Source organism: Methanoplanus endosymbiosus (genome assembly GCF_024662215.1).
Lineage (GTDB): Archaea > Halobacteriota > Methanomicrobia > Methanomicrobiales > Methanomicrobiaceae > Methanoplanus > Methanoplanus endosymbiosus.
This window is the reverse complement of sequence record NZ_CP096115.1, coordinates 2,636,570-2,654,700: the sequence shown is the minus strand read 5'-3', so window position 1 is coordinate 2,654,700 and position 18,131 is coordinate 2,636,570. Positions and strand designations below refer to the sequence as shown.

Sequence of the window (18,131 nt, the reverse complement as noted above, 5' to 3'; positions counted from 1 at the left end):
GTGTCCGAACATTACGACAGCGTGGCAACTGTCTATGACAAACACTACGACCAGTCACAGGGCCAGATATATTACAACCATATATGCGAGAATGTAATGCCCAATATCCCAAAAGGGAAAAAACTCCTGGACCTCGGCTGCGGAACGGGACTGTTTATGAGGAGGTATATTGCCCTTGGCGGTGAGGCAGTAGGGCTTGACATCAGCAGGGGAATGGTCATTAAGGGAATTGAGAAATGCAGTGCTGATTTCATGACCGGAAATGCAGAAGTTCTGCCATTTAAGGATGAAAGTTTTGATGCAGTTACAAGCCTGCTTGCTTTTTCATATCTTCAGAATCCGGAGGATATGCTTGAGGAGTCATTCCGAATCCTGAAGCCCGGAGGTTCAATCTCTATATGCACACTTGGAAAGAATGTCTTTACCACCATGGTGCCGGTTGCATACAGAATCGGTGAGAAACTGAAGATTAAGAGGGTTGGTATGGCGTACTTCGGTGAGCATTACTACCGCGAGGATGAACTGACAGCACTCTTTGACAAAATTGGATTTTCTGATGTGAGAGTTGAGAGAAAGTCCTTTGCCCATGTCGATTTAAAACCAAAAATGTACTCCTTCACAAAGAAACTTGAACCTTTTGTTGAGGAGAAGATGCCCTACCTGGCATTTAATATATGCGCCTCCGGTGTGAAAGAGTAACATTTCAGTCCCCCTCTATATAGCCCCCTCACAGTTGCACACTTAGAAATAATCTCCATCTCATTACGGTCATCAATAAAATAATATATCCCAAAGTTCTAACTTTTTTCAATGGCTTCACGGACTTACCCCGGAAGATGTCTCGTCTCAAAGAACGATACCACTAAGAGAAAGGCAAAAACTGAGATAATCAAAGCACTGAAAGCTGACAGGGCAGAGGAGAAAAAACCTCAGTCCTGGCTTGTACTCTTTACAGGAGAAGGCATGCCGGAGTACTGGATATATCTTCTTGTGGACAGAAAAGCAACCCTAAAAGATATAGATAAAAAACTGAGGGCCGTCTGGCTTGAATGTTGCGGGCATCTCTCCTCATTTAAGATAGCAGGTCGGGATTACGAGTCATTTCCTGAGGGGGCATTCTTAGATGTTGTAGAGAGCATGGAGACAGGAGTTGATGGGATATTCTGTGATGGCCTGACCGGAGAGCATATCTACGACTACGGAAGTACGACATACCTGGACTTTAAGGTGATCTCAAAACTGCCTTACAGAACAAAAAAAGGATATGACGTGGAAATTGTTGCCAGGAATAAGATGCCTGAGGCATTATGTTCAGTCTGCGGCAAAGAGGCCACAATAATCTGCCTTGAATGCCTGTATGAGGGTTCAGACAGTTATCTCTTCTGTGACGAATGCTATGAAGAACACGAGTGCGATGAGGGCATGCAGCTTCCGGTTGTGAACTCACCACGCTGCGGAGTATGTGCCTATGAAGGCGGGCTTGATGATGATATGTGCTGAAAGGCACAGAAGTCATCACGGAATATCAATACAGGTGCCGCCGGCAGAGTGAACTACCTCCGGGCTAAAGACCAGGAGGATTTACACTAAATTTTTTAAAAGAGATTACTATAATCAGTAACGCTCTTTTAATTTTGCAATTATTCTCATCTTCTTCTCTACGGCTTCATCTGCCGCCTTTTCAACACGCCTCTTCATATCGTTTATATCACCCGGAATTTTGTCCACGGCTTTCTTGAGGGGAGTGTATGCAGATTCCCGGAACTCCGGCACGAAATCCTTCATCTCACCATTGAGAATTATCTTTGAGTCTGACGGGCCTTCAGTCGCATAGCCGATCTTTCTCATCTTTACCCCGGATGCCTGCACAACCGATATGATCTCATCGGCAGCCTCAGGTGGTGCAACCACCAAAAGAGCATCGAGGGATACGCCGAGATAGTCGATATCAAGGGCATCAAGCATCTTAAGGACAGTCGGATCGACAAGGTCCCTGAGATTGCTCTCCTCGATTACAATTCTGCACCGGGCGGTCTCTGCCATCTCATATACATCACCCCTCAGGCCGCCGTTTGTGACATCTGTCATTGAATGGATGCGGGACAATACTTCACTGTTAAGAAGGGCCTCACATGCCTTTAAGAAGGAGAGATTGATGGTCTTCTCAACGACTTCCGGAAATCCGGAGTAGATTGCAGCGGTTGCAATTGTGCCTCCCCCTGCGCCCTCAGTCATGAGAAGAATGTCACCGGGAACAGTTGATGATCTGGCAGTGAGATGCTCAGATACGCCGACAGCGCCGACACACCCGGTCATTCTGTCACCGAGCACCATATCACCGCCGATTCTGAGTGTTGAGCCGCTTACGAGCGGGATATTCATCATATCACTGACAACCGAAATTCCGGCTGTGTAGTCAAAGACCTTTGCAACATCGCCGTCATCTGCAACATGGATGTCAGAGATCATCGCAACCGGCTTTGCGCCCATCACATAAACATCACGCAGTGTTGCCCTTGTTACGTGAAATCCCGCAAGGAATGGAAAATCGGAGAGCCTTGAGTGCATACCGTCAACTGTATTGATAATATATTTTCCGCCGGCGGTTACAACTCCTGCATCATCCATCTCATCAACGCCGACCTCCGCGCCCGATTTCCCGATAATTTTGGGCAATTGACGGTGGGCAAAGAAATCTCCTTCGCCCCTTGATCCGACTCCGAACTCACCCATTCCGACACCTGAATGGTAATATTCAAAGAGATCGCCTGTTAGTCCGGAAGAATTCTTTGCCTCGGTAATTACTGCTTTTGCAAAATTACGGGCATATTCATCTGAGCATGACTTGAATTTCAGAATATGTGCTGAAAGATTGTTTATTATTGTATTCTCGTCCGCCCCTTCTGCGAGTTCTTTCCGGGCGAAATGCTCAACGTCCATAGTAGTGTTTTTTCAGCATAACATAATAAATAGTCACAGATAATACAGCAGAGAGTATCCGGATATGATAAATTATAGCAAAATTCCTGCCGCATGCTCTATTGCCGGGTCGGACTCCGGCGGAGGCGCAGGCATTCAGGCAGACCTTAAAACATTTTCATCACTTGGGGTGTGGGGCTGCACAGTTGTAACAGCAGTGACGGCACAGAACAGCCGGGAGGTCAGAGGCATATGGAATCTATCAGCAGAGGCTGTCGGGATGCAGATACAGGCTGTGAGGGATGATTTCGGGATAAAGGTGTATAAAACCGGAATGCTGCCCGATGGCAGAATTATAGAGGCTGTCTCCGAGAATATTCCCGGAGGCGTGCCTCTCATTATTGATCCGGTTATGGTATCAACTAGCGGTTCACGGCTCATTGATGAAGATGCGGTGGCGGCGCTTATGGAAGTACTCATTCCGAAATCTGCGCTTGTAACCCCAAATATTCCTGAGGCAGCCGTTCTTTCAGGCATTGGTGATATTGCAGGGAGGGAAGATATGGTCCATGCCGGAAGGGTGATCCTTGATATGGGCGCAGGGGCAGTGCTGATTAAAGGCGGGCATCTGAAAGGAGATGTGTCAGCTGATATTCTGGTGGAAAAGGAGAGAGTTACTGAGTTCTCATCCGGAAGGCTGGCCGGTGACTTTCACGGGACAGGCTGCTGCCTCTCTTCTGCAATTGCGGCGTACATGGCTAAAGGCATGGTGCTGCCCGCTGCATGCAGGTCAGCCAAGAATTTTATAAATTCTGCTATATCTGAACCTTTCAGGTCAGATTCCGGGAGATTTGTGGTGAATCCAGCATTGCACACCAATGTGGATGAATACTGAATAGATAACAATAATATTTAAACTCTGAAAGAATAATTAAAACAAAAGGATTTAAATGCTGGATAAAGTAGATAATGCAATTCTGAGTGAACTTGCAAAGGACGGAAGAACCTCCATGGCTGAACTCGGCAAAAAACTCAGTATTGCCCCGTCAACGGTCTTTAAAAGAATAGAGAAATTAAAATCAAATGGAATAATTCAGAGATTTACAATAGTTGTGAATCCGGAATTTTTCAGGCATTCCATAATTGTATTTCTGTCAATATCAGTAAACCCTATAGACAAACCGGAGGTTGAGCATTTCCTGGTCAGGATGGACCATGTGCTTGAAGTTTATGAGACGCTTGAACCAAGTGATTTTCTCGCAAAGGTGAGGGTGCATGAGATTGCACAGCTTAAGGCAGATGTTTTAATTCCGCTGAGTGAACTTCCGGGTGTAAGGGATGTCAAACCCATTTTAACGGTTAAGAAGGTGAAAGAACAGTTCTGGAATATTGAGGAGTATGATCTGCATGGAAATTGAAATTTTAAACCAACTACTTGCCCTTATAACTCTGATTCTGGGCGCAGTGCTGATAATTTATCTCTATGATGCGTATAAGGCTGTCAAACAGCAGAGCATTCTGCTTCTGATGTACGGCCTGTTTATGCTTGTGATAGGAATTATCCTGACTGATATTACAACCCTTCTGACACAGGACGTATTCTGGATTTTCTGGTCGGAGATATTCTCACGCCTGCTTGTGATCATAGGAATCTGTACAATGATCTATTCCATCCTGAGAGGTTAGATAGATGGTTAAAACCGGTTCATTTGCACGGGACTGGCAGTTGATCAAGTTATCAAGGGATTTAAAGCCGCATGATATCTCAGGAGAGGTTTTAAACCGGCTGATTGAGGATTCAGACGAGGATGTTGCTCAGAAGATTGAGGAGATAGTTGTTGATATTGGAGAGAGGGACGGGAAAAGTGTTCATGAACGCATGAGTGCAAGTATGAACCCTGAGACTGTTATTGAGGGTCTGCTCATCGCATCCGGAATTATGTATGAGGCAAGGGGTAATGGAAGGGATCTTGTGATTGAGATAAGCCTGAATGAGAAAAATATTATGTCATCCTCCATCAAAAATCCCAAACTGAATATTGCATATATCACCGGTTTTGCAACGGCTCTTGCTCCGGGCAGAATTGAGAGCGGGGATGGATCTATCAGGATATATCCTAACCAAAAATGACAGGATCTAATGCAGTATCTGACATAATCCAATACAAACACACAAAAAATATATTAAAAATTATAATTATTTATAAAATAAATTGAAATATTATTTCATAATCACACAATATTACCAAGATCTTTTACCAAAGGAAAGGATATTTCCATTCTTCATATAATGGCGCAAATCTGACAAAACATATATATGTTAAGTAACATGATAACTACTTGTTAAAACAGGCATTGGGTCGGTGATTCATGCAGGTTTGCTGGAGATGTCTGACATTTTTGTCCGGAGTTATGTCCGGGCAGTTATATCAGGCATTTTCAGAAATTGTTCTGCCCGGATTTTTCCGTGGCGGGATGTGAGGTGAACATTATGAGATTTATTAAAGATGAAGAGGCAGTATCACCGGTTATCGGTGTTATCCTCATGGTCGCAATTACCGTCATTCTGGCGGCAGTAATTGCAGTATTCGTCTTCGGCCTCGCCGGAGATTTAGAGAGCGGTGCACAGAAGGATGTGCAGATTACATCAAGTACTGATTCTGACGGAACAGTAGTATTTACAGTATTTTCAGGTAGTGATGTTAGCAAACTTCAAAGTTTAATAGCTAGTACATCCACAAGTTCTTCACTCCTAAAAGAGGGTGGTGGAATAACAATTGGTTTCAGCAAAGATTCAGGAATACCTAAGTCTTGGGGAGAAATAAACGTAGTAGGGACATTTGAAGATGGAACATCTCAAATTGTTGGAAAATCAACCTAAAACTTTTTTTTTGAACTCAATCAATATAACCCATCAAATACTCAAGAGCTTCAAGTTCTCTTCTGCCGCCGCATTTCCTGACAAGTGATGCATGGTGGTTTATGAGGTCTAAGAGATGTGGGTCCCTGTTCATAATGTATCTCGTTGCATGAACCGTTGCCTCAATTATGCCGGAAAAACCGCGGTTTACAGGATGTATCCGGATGCTTCCTCTCTGTTCCCTTATTGGTGTAAGGTTTACAATCAGTGCCTCACCGGTGTCACGCTCAACCTCTGCTGAGAAGAGTATCCAGGCCTCGGCATTTTTGAGATAGCAGAAATCTGTATCTTTCTCTTCAACGCTGTGAAGAGATCTATATCTGCATTTACCTCCCGTAAAAAAAGAGTCATCAATATCCCCAAAAGCGGTTTTTACATAGATGACCGGGTCATAGATGAAGTTTGCCACGACAACACCTTCACGGGCGATGTTCTCAGACGTATGCGTGCCATGAAAGAGCACCATCTTCAGACTTTCAGGTTTTTCAGGTTTTTCCGGATTATCGCGGTTGATAATCCCTATGGGCGCAGCATTGAACTCACGCTCCGGCAGGTCAGCACCGGACTTCTGTGCAGATGGCCCCCTGCGTGAAACTGTCGTTGCAATTATCTCGTTTATTCCGCCGCAGAGCAGTCCCATCTCCACCCCTCCATAAGAGCCACAAAAATTCCGGCAATGGTTATATCAGCAATAGAACCCGGATTGATACCTTTATCAAGGCAGTATATATCAAAGTCCTCAGGACTTAACAGATCATTTTCGGATGTATCTTCACCCGCACTGCCACAGCCTCCGGATACAGTTCCGGCTCTGATGCCCGACAGCACCTTAGCCGCCATCTCCCTTGTCTGATCGGCAACCCCGTCCCCATGCTTCTTGGCAACAAAGGTGTCATTTTCGGTTGCCAGCAGCTCAAGAAATGCCGGCCCGATTGCAGCACGTCCATGACCAAACTCCTTAATCAGGTCTGCCGCCTTCCTCGTAAGTTTAAACCCGGATGTCCACTCACCGGCAACCATATCACAGGCAGAAGAGTACTCCATGACATCATAGAGCGTCATGCCCTTCTCACGAAGCTGCCGGAGGGATTCAGGATCATTGACATCGATCTCATCATCCGACTCATTCATCCGGACAGATGTAAGCCCGAACGCCTTATAGAAGAAGACTGCATCATCAACCGTTGTCTCCTGAACACATTCAGCTGCGCCTGCAATACCTCTTCCATTTATCATCGGAATTAAGAGTATAAATGCACCAAAATGGGTATTGCCGCCGGAATGTGAACTGGTGGCCTTTACAGCATCATAGATCAGCTCACCAATGCCCTTCTCCGACTCACAGTCCTCAGCCTCATCAAATACCGGCCCGGCAAATATAGCAGATGCTAAAAAATGCTCAAGCCAGGTATCATCATAGTCATGTTTCCGGTCAACATTCCCCGGCTTAACCTCGGCACAGACCTCAAGCATCATTGCAGTCTGCGCCATGCCGGCAAGTGTACTGCTCCGGTCAGAGCTTCCCGTCCGTCTTACTGTCATCCTCAGATTCCCCCTCACTGAAAATCTCCTTCATAATCTTCTCAGAGAGTCTGTGTTTGTAGCCCATATACTCAAATAGATTTATGCCCGCTTTTTTAAGTGAGATATCCCTGAACATACAGGGCGTTGAACTCTTACAGCACCATGCAAGGCTGCCAAAGCATGTAGTATCCCCATCCTCAAGAGGAGTGTTTTTCACAAGCGAAAGTTTGAGGTCGTGATACTCCTTGGGAGTCATACCAATCCTCTTCAGTGCCGGGATAAGCGGACACTGTTTTACCGGCATACAGCAGAATGTCAGACTTCTGATATCCCCGCCGCGGCACAGCTGCTTGGGTGCATTGTACCAGCCGGTCTCATCAGCATACTTTGCAATGGCATTATCCAGATTTTTCAACGTCTCAGTATCCGCATGCCTCGCAAGTGAGATGAGATCAGCACCATGCTGGAAGAGATCCTTTGCCACTGAAAAGTCATTGACTGAATTATTGGCAATTATCATTAACGGGCAGCTGTTCCTTATCTGCTTCAGCTTTGCAATGCCGAAGTCCATCAGATCCACATGGATAATATCAGCACCAGCCTTCCAGATAAGCTTTGCAAGCTCTGAATCATCAGGATTCACCCCGGCTCTCATCTTTACAGACACCGTAACTCCGAGACTTTTCAGCGCCCGTATTGTATCGCATAACTGATCTGTATGATTCAGAAGGTATTCACCGGAAGAGGCACTGATCATGGCTTCCTGCCGGCAGTGTGCATCTATCTCATATATTACATCCGTACCCAGTGCAGAAGCAATATGTACAAAAGATTCCGGTGCAGAACCGCGTAGGTTTACACCCGGAATTATGCCGGAACCTTTTAGTTTATCAGTCTGCGCCTTAAGTTCTGCAACAGGATCGTCATATATAAACTCCTTCCTGCCTTCCTTCAGAAGAACTGCACCTGCATTTATTGTCGGTTCATCAATTGAATATCCGCCGATGAATGCCATGCCAACATGCTCTTTTCTCTCAATGCAGTAATCTGCATCGACTATGCCGGCCATGGAGGAGAGTGCGACAGGTGTCTTCACAACCCTCTCATTTACCATCAGCTCATACCGGTCATATGGATCCATCATTATCCTTTAACTTTTGTCATAGTATTTCTAATCTCTTTGTATAGATAACAAAAAACAACAGAAAAAAGATCACATAAACAGAAACAACATGAACTGAAAAAAGTTAAGCAGCAGTTGAGCATTTGGAGCAGCAGATATGACATATAATCTCAGATCATAAATCCCGGATAATCCATTGAAACACCAGAACAACAGCCATAAAAAGAGATTACGGAATAATTTCTGTAACAACAACTTCAAAATGATCCGCAGTTTCGTTCTTCAGAACAGACCTTCAAAACAGAATCGGTAATTATTTTTAATAAAATCGTGGTACATAGTAGCATATGGTTAAGAAAGGTTTCTTACTAGTTGGCCATGGCAGCAAAAAGCCATACAATAAACAGTTAATTGAGAGCACAGCAGCAATAATCTCCGGCAAAGAAGACGGATATATCGTAAAATCCGCATTTATGGAGAACAGCTCCCCTACAATTCAGGAGATGCTTGACGAATTTAAGAAAGAAGAGATCGACACACTCATTGTTGTACCGCTCTTCCTTGCAAGAGGCATTCACATTGACAAAGATATACCAGGCATTCTCGGACTTGAGGAAGGAGGCCACAAGGGCACTTTCACAACAGATGCAGGAGACGTTCCGCTTGTCTTTGCCCAGCCTATCGGAGACAACCCAATGCTTGCAGATCTCATGATCGAGAGTGCAAACCTCGCACTGGACAATTACCTGTAATTAACATGAATATACTGGTGCTCGACACCATTCACGGCGGAGAGGAGATCTCCCGCCATCTCATTTCTTCGGGCCACAAAACTGATGCAGTCGATGTATACAGGCATAAATCCGGAATATCAGAGGATGATGCACTTTTAAAAAGCTATGACCTTACAGCCTCGCCCGTGCATCTCGATCCGGACCATCCCCTCCTGAAAAAGGATTGCAGAATTATCTCACATCATCAGGCGGCTGCAATTATAATCAGGGATAATAAGCCTGAACTTATGGTAGAGATCACAGGTGCAAGGGGAAAGACAACAACCGCACATGCACTCGCCCATGTATTAAGAGAGCATAACAGCAGGGGACTGTTGCATACATCAAAAGGGACGGCTGAGTTTCCGGGCGGAAAAATTCTCTGGAAGAAGAGCATAACCCCGGCATCGGTAATTGATGCGGCACTCTATGCTCATGAAAACGGCCTGTGGCTCATAGCCGAAGAGTCACTCGGAGTTACAGGTGCGGGGGACATAGGCATTCTGACATCAAAGGATGATTATCCGATAGCCTCCGGAAAGAAGAGTGCCATTGAGGCAAAAACAAAATCACTGAAGAATTCCGGCATGGTAATCACCGCACCGGGTGAAGATCCGGTAGGGAACACCGGCGCAGTTCACTCAGAGGACATCACTGAAGTTAAAGACGGGATATGCCGATACAGCCATAACGGAATAAAGGGCACATTTAAAAACCCGCTGCTTGAGATTACCGGATATAAAAAAGCCCTTCAGACAGCCGCAGCAACTGCCTGCATCCTCGGAATTGATCCTGCATGCCTGAAGGATTTTTTGGCACTTGAAGGTAGGATGTCATCCGGAAAAAGGGGCAGCAACATAATCATTGACAATTCAAATAGCGGAGTCAATATAGAGACAACCCTCGATGCTGTCAGATATGCCGGAAAAATCTCTCCTAAAGGGGATCTGACACTTGTTATAGGCCTTGAGGCAGATAATATATGCGAAGGTTTCCCGCCGGGAGAGATACTGGATGCCATAAGACAGTCAGGAGCAGATAAAATCGTTCTTGCAGGGAGGGCAGCGCGGCTGAAGAAGGAGGCAGAGAGGCTGGCAGGATGTGTGGCTCTATCATCCGGACTTTCAGACGGGATTACAACTGCGGAAAAAATGACAGAAAACGGCTTAATTGTCCTTTCTGTAAAAACATGGAGATGATATAATATGCATTACATTCAGCCAAGACCAAGTTCAATAGTTGCTGCGCTTTACACTGTAAGGGATCTCGGAGTTGACCTTGCCATACTGCACGGCCCGTCAGGATGCTCATTTAAGCATGCAAGGCTTCTCGAAGAGGACGGACTGCGGGTGCTCACCACCTCGCTTGCAGACAATGAGTTCATATTCGGCGGACAGAATATTCTCGAAGATGTCCTTAGATATGCAGAGTCTGAGTTTTCACCGAAGAGAATAGCAGTGGTCGGGACATGCGTATCCATGATAATAGGCGAGGATATGCAGGCCGCCATTGAGGATTCAGGGATAATTACTCCGGCAATAGCAATCGACATACATGCGGGCTTTCGCGAGAATATTGACGGAGTTATTGCAGCGCTTGAACCTGCGGCAGAGGCCGGATGGATCAGTGCAGATGAACTTGAGAGGCAGAAGTGGGTGTTAAGGGAGGCAAACCGGGTCGAAAAGGAGAGAGGTGCGGCATATAAGAAGTATGTGCAGCCCTCAAGAGGGGATCTCAAACATCTCGTTGCAGAGAGACTTGTAACAGTTGCATATTCCGGAAAAAAGGGAGTTGCAGTTATGAACGCCAAGAAGGAGACTGCGTATATGTTTGCCGATGAACTTATAGCCCTGCATGAGGTCTGCCCTGATGCTGACATCACCTATATTCTCAATCTTGAAAAGAGAGGTCTGCCAAAGGTGAGGCAGGACGCTGAAAATGTACTAAGGGGAATTAAGGGTGCAGGCATAGATCCAACAATAAAAGGTGCCCTTGACGAGTATGGTGCAAACGGAGATATCCTCGGAGAGGCTATCAGGGATTTAAGGCCGGACTTTGCCCTCATTGCCGGTGTGCCCCATGCTATCCCGCCGGAATATCTCAAGGGCATAGAGCTTTTTTCGGTTACGAACGGCCCCAGACAGGTTGAACCATTAAAGGACTTTGGACATGAGCATGTCGTTGTGGAGATTGACCTTCACCCGAAGACACTTGGGGTCAGGGAAATTGTGCCGGGTGAGTTTGGGGACATCTTAAGAAGCTTTAAACGGAGCTGACAATATGCGATCAGTTCTGATAACCGGAGACAGATCAGGGAGCGGAAAGACGAGCATCACCCTTGCCATCTCGGCGATACTTGCAAGGGAATACAATGTCCAGCCGTTTAAGGTTGCGATGGACTATATTGATCCGTCGTACCTTACCGGAGTTACAGGCAGGATGTGCAGAAACCTTGACAGCTTTGTCATGAATCCGGATGAGATTAGCGACAGTTTCACACATGCCTGTGAAGGTGCGGATATCGCAGTCATTGAAGGTGTCAGGGGGCTTTATGAAGGCTCAGAGTCCCTTGCAGACACAGGCTCAACAGCAAGCATTGCCAAGATGCTCAATGTCAATGTGATTCTTGTAATTGATGCAAGAAGCATTACCAGAAGTGCAGCGGCGATTGTTATGGGCTTTATGGCCTTTGACCCGAAAGTCCGGATAAAAGGTGTAATCCTCAATCAGGTGATAAGCGAGAAGCACACCAGAAAGGCAAAGGAGGCAATTGAGAGCGCGACCGGAATTCCGGTCATCGGTGCAATTCCACGAAAGGAGGAGATGAAGCTCACCATGCGCCACCTTGGCCTGATTCCGTATATGGAAGGCAGAACAAAGGATGAATTCACTGAAAAGCTGAAGGCCGTCACTGACATTGTTGAAGAGCATGTGGATATGGACGCACTCCTCTCACTTACAAACGATGTTGAGATTGAAAAACCAGAGAAGACCGTCTTTCAGGAGGTCAGATCTCCGGATATGAAGATAGGAATTGCTCTTGACGAGGCATTCAACTTCTACTACAATGACCTCTTTGACATACTAAAAGGTCTCAATGCAGAGCCGGTATTCTTCAGCCCGGTTCATGACCGGCTGCCTGAGGCAGAGGGCTACATATTCGGCGGCGGTTATCCGGAACTCTTTGCCGGCGAACTTGAGGGAAACTCTGCCATGAGAGAGGCGGTAAGGGAGGTCTCTGCAAACGGCACACCCATATATGCCGAATGCGGCGGCCTTATTTACCTGACTGAGAAGGTTGTTCTAAAAGCCGGCTGGAGCAGTCTTAACGAGGATGAAAGCTACTCAATGGCAGGGGTTTTTAAGGGTAAGACCGAAATGCCGGTCGGACGGGTGGTCAGCTATGTTGAAGGTGTCTCTTCCGGAGGGCCGCTTGGAAAAGGCTCCTTTAAAGGCCATGAATTTCACCACACCGACGTCACACTTGACAGTGACACCAGATACTCATACCTGCTCAGCCGGGGTAAGGGCATAAAGGGCAACATGGATGGCGCTTTAGTGAACAACACCCTTGCTTCATATACGCACCTTCATCCGGCTGCATCATATGATATGATCAGCAATTTTGTACGGGTTTGCAGAAATCTCCGGGATTGAAGACATTGTAAACCCGGAAGATATACTTTTTCCAGTCTGATTCTCTTCTTTACTCAAACATATGTCATTGTATAATCCTGCCCTCCCTCTATATCTCCAGTCATACAGATCCAAAAATCCCGGTGCATATCAAAAAAATATTACCTTCTACCATCAAAGAATATTTTTATGATTATATACCTGAATGGTGAATTTGTACCTGAAGAGGAGGCAAAGGTTTCAGTCTTTGACCACGGTCTTCTGTACGGCGATGGTGTCTTTGAAGGGATCAGAGGATATAACGGCAGAGTATTCAGACTTGGCGAGCACCTTGACAGGCTTTACGATTCAGCCAAAACAATCGACCTTGACATTGGAATGTCAAAAGAGGATATGGCAGAGGCAACTCTTGAGACATTACGCAGAAATGACCTTAAGGACGCATACATCAGGCTTGTGGTCACAAGAGGTGTAGGAGATCTCGGCCTTGATCCGCGCAAGTGTGACAAGCCGACTATATTTATCATCGCAACCGGATGGGGTGCAATGTATGGCGATCTCTATGAGAAGGGCCTCACTGCAATCACAGTTTCAGTCAGGAGAAATCCGGCAGACGCGCTTCCTCCGAATGTCAAGAGTCTCAACTACCTCAACAACATCCTTGCAAAGATTGAGGCAAATTACAAGGGCGGCGATGAGGCTATATTCTTTGATACAAACGGATACGTAGCTGAAGGTTCGGGGGACAACATATTTGTCGTCAAGAAAGGCACGATATATACTCCCCACACACTGAACAATCTGAGGGGCATCACGCGCCTTGTTCTCCTTGAGATTGCAGGCGAGATGGGAATTCCTGTAAAAGAGCAGAACCTTGGATACTTTGACCTCTATACAGCCGATGAAGTTCTTGTCACCGGTTCAGCAGCAGAGATTGCTCCGGTAACGAAGATTGACGGGAGAAGCATTGGTTCAGGAAAGCCAGGCCCTGTTGCTGCACAGCTTGTTGCCGCGTTCAGGACAAAGACTTCCGGAGAAGGAACTGAGATCTATAAATAACCGGATTTAGAAATTTCCGGACAAACCAATCATATTCCGGAATTTTTACCACTTAAAAACATTTTTACGGGTTTTTCACCCTGATCTCCCCAAACATATTATAATAGAATCTGCCATCCGGATCAGGGCTTTAAAGTTCACAATTTCCCGCCGGCAGAACCAAATCAGAACCTGAGCAAAATCAGCCAGAACAATTTCAAAAGCTATATAACCACACAGTGCGTAGATAGTAAGGCAACGCTGATGACTCAACGGAGCACCATTGCTGCTATAGTGTAGGGGCCAATCATGCCGGCCTTTCACGCCGGCGACTGGGGTTCGAATCCCCATAGCAGCATAGGACATTGTTTGTTCTTAAGCTTGATTTGATCTTTTTATAAGGGCTTTAACTCTTAAAAAAAATGGTCATCATGTCAAACACTAAAAACGCTCATTTTTACAAGTATTGCCGAAATTACGACTATAATAAGGCAATTGATACTGCACTTAAAGAAGATATTATATCTGAATCTGACAAAAATCTGATTCTTGAATATATCTTAGAAAGGCAGGCTTTAAACAATCTCTCTGATATTCGCTGCAATAAAATTGCATCATCTCTTATTGGATTCCGCCGTTTTACGCCATCTGATTTCATATCCTGCTCTATCGTGGATATTTATTCCGGCATAACTAAGATGCAAACCGGATTATCACAGAGAGGTAAACCCTTTAAACAAAACACAAAACGGGATTATATCACAATATTAAAGCCGTTTCTGTTATGGCTTGTTGATTCAGAGTATGTACACCTGCCAGTTAAAAAAATAAAAGCTTTAAAACCGCTTCCGCCTGAAAGATCAACAATAGGGCCTGATGAAATATTAACCCCGGATGAAATCCTAAGACTTATCCAGGCCTGCAAAAATTCAAGGGACAGGGCGCTTATTGCAGTGCTTTATGAATCCGGTGTCAGGGTTGCGGAACTCGGCCGGCTCTGTTGGGGTGATGTAATCTTTGATGAATTCGGGGTAAAGCTCTACATAGATGATCAAAAGAACAAACAGCACAGATACAGCAGGCTGGTAATCTCTACAGAATACTTAGCAACATGGAAGAATGATTATCCTCTGAATATAGCTCCTGATGCACCTGTGTTTATTGATTTCGCACAAAAGGAGGCATTACACTATGATGCAGTTGTAAGGCTCCTACAGAGGGCACAGAAGAGGGCAGGGATAACAAAAAATACCAACCCGCATATCTTCAGGCACACCCGGATAACTCACATGATTCAGCAGAATTACCAGGAGTCCATAATCAAAAAGTCAATGTGGAATAACCTGAATACGGAAATGTTCTCTGTTTATGTCTCCCTCTCTGAATCTGATATTGATAATGAATTTCTGCAGAGAGCCGGCATCGAGAACATAAAACCAAAAGAGGATCACCTTATGCCGGTCACGTGTGGCAACTGTCAGAAGGTAAACCCACCAGGCAACGCTTTCTGTTCCAATTGTGGGAATCCTCTCCATCCGGGATCTGAGGAAAACACTGATCATCTGTACGGGGAGATCCTCCGGCTGGTAAATGACAATCCGGGATTTCAGGACCTGCTGGATGAATACAATATGATACTTGATAAAATGCTCAAATAATTAATTATAATCCATTTTAACAATAATATCATAGCCAATTTGAAATTAAAGCAAATTTAACACCTATATCCAGACCTCCCCACAACATATATATAGAACCTTCAAAAGATGTCAACTAAAATAATTCCATTCTGCCGTTTTTTCAGGAATCCAACGAAACTTAACATATTAGTTTACAAGTTGTCAAGTGGGGGGTGATAGCTTAGTTTACATTCACGGTATTTACAGCAGATCCAGGGAAAAAATACAGGTAACCCTGCTCCGGAAAGTATCAGGATCTAAAAGACCAATATTATTTAATCTGCCTCCTGAATCCCGATTACAGAATGATTTATCAGTTTTTGAATATCTCACACACTCAGGCTTTGCAGTGCTTTTCGGGACACAATCTGAGGGTTTTTTCCAACTTGTTAACTAAAAACATAGGGGGTGTTAGGGGCAAGCATCCGGCTTTATTCCGGAAATTACCAACAATACTCAGATTTACAATGTTAACTAATGTCAGGTGGTTTACATTCATTTATCAGGTGTCCGGTTTTAGTTGACATCCCTGACACGTGATAGCAGCGCCCAGGTCAGTAAGTACAATGCTGGTCCTTGCATCCACAGGAATTAGCAACATGGAAGAAATTAAAAAAAATTACAAAATCTAAAAAGAAGAATTGAAAATATAGAATCCAAGATCAACAAGATCAAAGAAGGTGAAGAAGGGAAATAACCCTTCATCAAATCTTACTAAAATATTAATCAAAATCATCCGATTGATATTACTATTTATCCTCTGTAAAAAGATAGTTATTTAATACCACACAATATAATCTAAATCATGGATTTAGATCAATCGGGAAAAATCAACATAGGATATGCCAGGACAAGTAAAGAATCTTCCATCATAAAGAATCAGATCCAGGCCATAGCCGCTCAGGGTGTGCCTCCTGAATGTATCTTCATGGATGAAGGAGTATCCGGGACAGTTGAACCAAAGAAGCGGGCAGGAATGAAAGACCTGCTTAGGTTCATAGATGTCCATCAGGGACAAATTGATAAGCTGTATGTCTTTGAGGTTACCAGACTTGGCAGGACTTTTTTAGAGACCCTAAAACTTATTGAGGAGATTGAAACCCAGCACGGCATAATGATCTATTCCTTATCCCCTATGGAATCATGGTTTCAGGTTGAAGACAGATCCATCCGGAATGGCATCATCTTACCAGTGCTGTCATGGGTTGCACAGAGAGAGCTGGAGAACACAAAGGAACGAATTAAACTTGGTTTGGATCGTGCCCGCTCTGAAGGTAAGAAGCTTGGAAGACCTGAACGGATTATCGATTGGGAACAGGTAGAGAAGTACAGAGCAAAGAAAATATCAAAGGCTAACATTGCAAGGATTATGGATATCCCGGTTGCAACATTTTACAAGCGCTGTCAAGAGTATGAAGCACAGCAAAGGATAGATCAAGTAAAGGCTCTGATTGAATCAGACAATTAATAGAATTCTATTTTGTATTTTCAACCAACTAATTTTCCTCATTGTATTAATTGTTCTTACAGCTCCTGCCAACCGTGAGCATAAGGATCTCGAACTTCCGGAAACCTCCGAAGCCAGGACAGCCGACCCCGGAAGCCCTGGACAAACACACCCACCACGGCAGGCACACGCCGCAAAAAAAGCGGCGCTTTAGGTTAGTTAGTACTAACATATACAACTCTTCTGATTGTCCAAATTGACCAAAAAGGCAGAGAAGTCCGGAAAAATATAGTTCTATTTATATGTCTGTTCTATCAGAAAAGCATGAAAGAAAGAATTTCCGGGAAGGAAGAAGAAGAAGAACAGGAGGGAAAATTTGATCAGCTAAAGCGTAAGGTGCTTGCCCCTAAGTATCTGCTGCTGCTATGTGTTTTCTCGCTCTTTATGATGTCCCCAGTCTCAGCAGCAGATAACGAAACTGCGACAATGGATCTCAGCAGCATGACATCCCTGATTGATCAGGTTGCCGACCTGATGCCTTCATTCGGGGATCTGGCAATTGCGGTCGTGCCGATCCTGTTCATCTTCATCATCATCGGATTCGTAACCGGCCTGCTTGATGGTCTCCTGGACATGATCAGGTCTGTTCTTAAGTGAGGAAGGGAGATACCCATGAAACCCTCTTTTTCATTCTTATGCCTTACATGCCTGATCTTTCTGTCATTGTTTGTATCATCAGCGTCAGCTGTCGTGATATCATTCAGTGACATGGGCATAGAACAAAATCAAAAAATCCTGATATATGCCCCGTATGCTGACTATAACGAGACTTTCATAGGAGAGTACAACACCACGGCCACTGTGATCCTCGATGAAGATAATCATTATGTCATGGTCTTCAAGCCGGATACCTGGGATACCCTAAATGATCCGCTCAACGCAATCGAACTTTTCAAAGCGTCCGTACCGGTCGGGCTTTCAGTCGCTCTTTTCGTATTCGCAATCCTCGGAGGATTCATTCTTCTCGCACGGGCTTTCCGGAAATAAAGGAATAAAACAAGACAGGAGGTAA

Annotated in this window: 20 protein-coding genes and 1 tRNA gene; 17 read left to right on the top strand and 4 right to left on the bottom strand. The window is 44.9% G+C overall.

What is annotated here, in order from left to right; all coding sequences use genetic code 11:
* Positions 1 to 699: a class I SAM-dependent methyltransferase gene (locus L6E24_RS12210; RefSeq protein ID WP_308219157.1), complete on the top strand. Its 699-nt coding sequence runs from the start codon at positions 1 to 3 to the stop codon at positions 697 to 699.
* Positions 700 to 810: 111 nt separating this feature from the next.
* A complete protein-coding gene (locus L6E24_RS12205; protein ID WP_257742251.1) occupies positions 811 to 1,500 on the top strand; it encodes a hypothetical protein in 690 nt (229 codons plus the stop codon).
* Positions 1,501 to 1,614: 114 nt separating this feature from the next.
* On the opposite strand, the gene L6E24_RS12200 is transcribed toward L6E24_RS12205, so the two are convergent.
* Positions 1,615 to 2,940: an AIR synthase-related protein gene (locus tag L6E24_RS12200; RefSeq protein WP_257742250.1), complete on the bottom strand. Its 1,326-nt coding sequence runs from the start codon at positions 2,938 to 2,940 to the stop codon at positions 1,615 to 1,617.
* A 64-nt stretch (positions 2,941 to 3,004) separates the two neighbouring features.
* Here L6E24_RS12200 and thiD point away from each other — a divergent pair, with 64 nt between their 5' ends.
* The 5 genes from thiD (at position 3,005) to L6E24_RS12175 (ending at position 5,800) form a co-directional block, all read left to right on the top strand.
* On the top strand, positions 3,005 to 3,814 hold the full coding sequence (gene thiD, locus L6E24_RS12195; protein WP_257742249.1) for a bifunctional hydroxymethylpyrimidine kinase/phosphomethylpyrimidine kinase: 810 nt from the start codon (positions 3,005 to 3,007) through the stop codon (positions 3,812 to 3,814).
* 55 nt (positions 3,815 to 3,869) lie between these two features.
* On the top strand, positions 3,870 to 4,337 hold the full coding sequence (locus tag L6E24_RS12190) for an Lrp/AsnC family transcriptional regulator (RefSeq protein WP_257742248.1): 468 nt from the start codon (positions 3,870 to 3,872) through the stop codon (positions 4,335 to 4,337).
* Positions 4,327 to 4,605: a hypothetical protein gene (locus tag L6E24_RS12185; protein WP_257742247.1), complete on the top strand. Its 279-nt coding sequence runs from the start codon at positions 4,327 to 4,329 to the stop codon at positions 4,603 to 4,605. Before L6E24_RS12190 ends, L6E24_RS12185 begins: the two co-directional genes overlap by 11 nt.
* A 4-nt stretch (positions 4,606 to 4,609) precedes the next feature.
* A complete protein-coding gene (locus L6E24_RS12180; RefSeq protein ID WP_257742246.1) occupies positions 4,610 to 5,050 on the top strand; it encodes a hypothetical protein in 441 nt (146 codons plus the stop codon).
* A 360-nt stretch (positions 5,051 to 5,410) separates the two neighbouring features.
* A complete protein-coding gene (locus tag L6E24_RS12175) occupies positions 5,411 to 5,800 on the top strand; it encodes a type IV pilin domain-containing protein (RefSeq protein ID WP_257742245.1) in 390 nt (129 codons plus the stop codon).
* A 16-nt stretch (positions 5,801 to 5,816) separates the two neighbouring features.
* On the opposite strand, the gene L6E24_RS12170 is transcribed toward L6E24_RS12175, so the two are convergent.
* Genes L6E24_RS12170 through L6E24_RS12160 form a run of 3 tightly spaced genes read right to left on the bottom strand, consistent with a single transcriptional unit; the run spans position 5,817 to position 8,507 of the window.
* Complete coding sequence (locus L6E24_RS12170) at positions 5,817 to 6,479, bottom strand: DUF447 domain-containing protein (RefSeq protein WP_257742244.1); 663 nt, start codon at positions 6,477 to 6,479, stop codon at positions 5,817 to 5,819.
* A complete protein-coding gene (locus L6E24_RS12165) occupies positions 6,455 to 7,381 on the bottom strand; it encodes a triphosphoribosyl-dephospho-CoA synthase (protein WP_257742243.1) in 927 nt (308 codons plus the stop codon). Before L6E24_RS12165 ends, L6E24_RS12170 begins: the two co-directional genes overlap by 25 nt.
* Positions 7,353 to 8,507: a methanogenesis marker 9 domain-containing protein gene (locus L6E24_RS12160; protein WP_257742242.1), complete on the bottom strand. Its 1,155-nt coding sequence runs from the start codon at positions 8,505 to 8,507 to the stop codon at positions 7,353 to 7,355. Before L6E24_RS12160 ends, L6E24_RS12165 begins: the two co-directional genes overlap by 29 nt.
* Before the next feature lie 326 nt (positions 8,508 to 8,833).
* On the opposite strand from L6E24_RS12160, the gene cfbA reads away from it, so the two are divergent.
* The 10 genes from cfbA (at position 8,834) to L6E24_RS12110 (ending at position 18,106) form a co-directional block, all read left to right on the top strand.
* Entirely contained in the window at positions 8,834 to 9,238 is a 405-nt protein-coding gene (cfbA, locus tag L6E24_RS12155) for a sirohydrochlorin nickelochelatase (protein ID WP_257742241.1), read from the top strand.
* Between the two features lie 5 nt (positions 9,239 to 9,243).
* Positions 9,244 to 10,458: a coenzyme F430 synthase gene (gene cfbE / locus L6E24_RS12150; protein ID WP_257742240.1), complete on the top strand. Its 1,215-nt coding sequence runs from the start codon at positions 9,244 to 9,246 to the stop codon at positions 10,456 to 10,458.
* Between the two features lie 6 nt (positions 10,459 to 10,464).
* Positions 10,465 to 11,535 (top strand): Ni-sirohydrochlorin a,c-diamide reductive cyclase catalytic subunit, encoded by a 1,071-nt coding sequence (gene cfbD / locus L6E24_RS12145; protein WP_257742239.1) that lies wholly within the window; start codon positions 10,465 to 10,467, stop codon positions 11,533 to 11,535.
* Positions 11,536 to 11,539: 4 nt separating this feature from the next.
* Positions 11,540 to 12,916 carry a Ni-sirohydrochlorin a,c-diamide synthase gene (gene cfbB / locus L6E24_RS12140; RefSeq protein WP_257742238.1) on the top strand — a complete coding sequence of 459 codons (1,377 nt, stop codon included), beginning with the start codon at positions 11,540 to 11,542 and terminating at the stop codon, positions 12,914 to 12,916.
* Between the two features lie 168 nt (positions 12,917 to 13,084).
* Positions 13,085 to 13,954, top strand: a complete 870-nt coding sequence (gene ilvE / locus L6E24_RS12135) for a branched-chain-amino-acid transaminase (protein WP_257742237.1) — start codon at positions 13,085 to 13,087, stop codon at positions 13,952 to 13,954.
* A gap of 264 nt (positions 13,955 to 14,218) precedes the next feature.
* Positions 14,219 to 14,291: transfer RNA gene (locus tag L6E24_RS12130), tRNA-Glu, on the top strand.
* A gap of 73 nt (positions 14,292 to 14,364) precedes the next feature.
* Positions 14,365 to 15,591, top strand: coding sequence for a site-specific integrase (locus tag L6E24_RS12125; protein WP_257742236.1), 1,227 nt, complete (start codon positions 14,365 to 14,367; stop codon positions 15,589 to 15,591).
* An 826-nt stretch (positions 15,592 to 16,417) separates the two neighbouring features.
* Positions 16,418 to 17,080, top strand: a complete 663-nt coding sequence (locus L6E24_RS12120) for a recombinase family protein (RefSeq protein WP_257742235.1) — start codon at positions 16,418 to 16,420, stop codon at positions 17,078 to 17,080.
* A 303-nt stretch (positions 17,081 to 17,383) separates the two neighbouring features.
* Positions 17,384 to 17,716, top strand: a complete 333-nt coding sequence (locus L6E24_RS12115) for a hypothetical protein (RefSeq protein ID WP_257742234.1) — start codon at positions 17,384 to 17,386, stop codon at positions 17,714 to 17,716.
* Between the two features lie 15 nt (positions 17,717 to 17,731).
* Entirely contained in the window at positions 17,732 to 18,106 is a 375-nt protein-coding gene (locus L6E24_RS12110) for a hypothetical protein (RefSeq protein ID WP_257742233.1), read from the top strand.
* The last annotated feature ends 25 nt before the right edge of the window (positions 18,107 to 18,131 follow it).

Coding starts and splice junctions, on each gene's coding strand:
- L6E24_RS12180 (WP_257742246.1), top strand. CDS start 4,610: ATGGTTAAAACCGGTTCATTTGCACGGGACTGGCAGTTGATCAAGTTA.
- L6E24_RS12170 (WP_257742244.1), bottom strand. CDS start 6,479: ATGGGACTGCTCTGCGGCGGAATAAACGAGATAATTGCAACGACAGTT.
- L6E24_RS12185 (WP_257742247.1), top strand. CDS start 4,327: ATGGAAATTGAAATTTTAAACCAACTACTTGCCCTTATAACTCTGATT.
- L6E24_RS12125 (WP_257742236.1), top strand. CDS start 14,365: ATGTCAAACACTAAAAACGCTCATTTTTACAAGTATTGCCGAAATTAC.
- L6E24_RS12115 (WP_257742234.1), top strand. CDS start 17,384: ATGAAAGAAAGAATTTCCGGGAAGGAAGAAGAAGAAGAACAGGAGGGA.
- L6E24_RS12200 (WP_257742250.1), bottom strand. CDS start 2,940: ATGGACGTTGAGCATTTCGCCCGGAAAGAACTCGCAGAAGGGGCGGAC.
- cfbB (WP_257742238.1), top strand. CDS start 11,540: ATGCGATCAGTTCTGATAACCGGAGACAGATCAGGGAGCGGAAAGACG.
- L6E24_RS12110 (WP_257742233.1), top strand. CDS start 17,732: ATGAAACCCTCTTTTTCATTCTTATGCCTTACATGCCTGATCTTTCTG.
- L6E24_RS12165 (WP_257742243.1), bottom strand. CDS start 7,381: ATGACAGTAAGACGGACGGGAAGCTCTGACCGGAGCAGTACACTTGCC.
- L6E24_RS12160 (WP_257742242.1), bottom strand. CDS start 8,507: ATGATGGATCCATATGACCGGTATGAGCTGATGGTAAATGAGAGGGTT.
- cfbA (WP_257742241.1), top strand. CDS start 8,834: ATGGTTAAGAAAGGTTTCTTACTAGTTGGCCATGGCAGCAAAAAGCCA.
- ilvE (WP_257742237.1), top strand. CDS start 13,085: ATGATTATATACCTGAATGGTGAATTTGTACCTGAAGAGGAGGCAAAG.
- L6E24_RS12175 (WP_257742245.1), top strand. CDS start 5,411: ATGAGATTTATTAAAGATGAAGAGGCAGTATCACCGGTTATCGGTGTT.
- L6E24_RS12120 (WP_257742235.1), top strand. CDS start 16,418: ATGGATTTAGATCAATCGGGAAAAATCAACATAGGATATGCCAGGACA.
- L6E24_RS12205 (WP_257742251.1), top strand. CDS start 811: ATGGCTTCACGGACTTACCCCGGAAGATGTCTCGTCTCAAAGAACGAT.
- L6E24_RS12190 (WP_257742248.1), top strand. CDS start 3,870: ATGCTGGATAAAGTAGATAATGCAATTCTGAGTGAACTTGCAAAGGAC.
- cfbE (WP_257742240.1), top strand. CDS start 9,244: ATGAATATACTGGTGCTCGACACCATTCACGGCGGAGAGGAGATCTCC.
- cfbD (WP_257742239.1), top strand. CDS start 10,465: ATGCATTACATTCAGCCAAGACCAAGTTCAATAGTTGCTGCGCTTTAC.
- thiD (WP_257742249.1), top strand. CDS start 3,005: ATGATAAATTATAGCAAAATTCCTGCCGCATGCTCTATTGCCGGGTCG.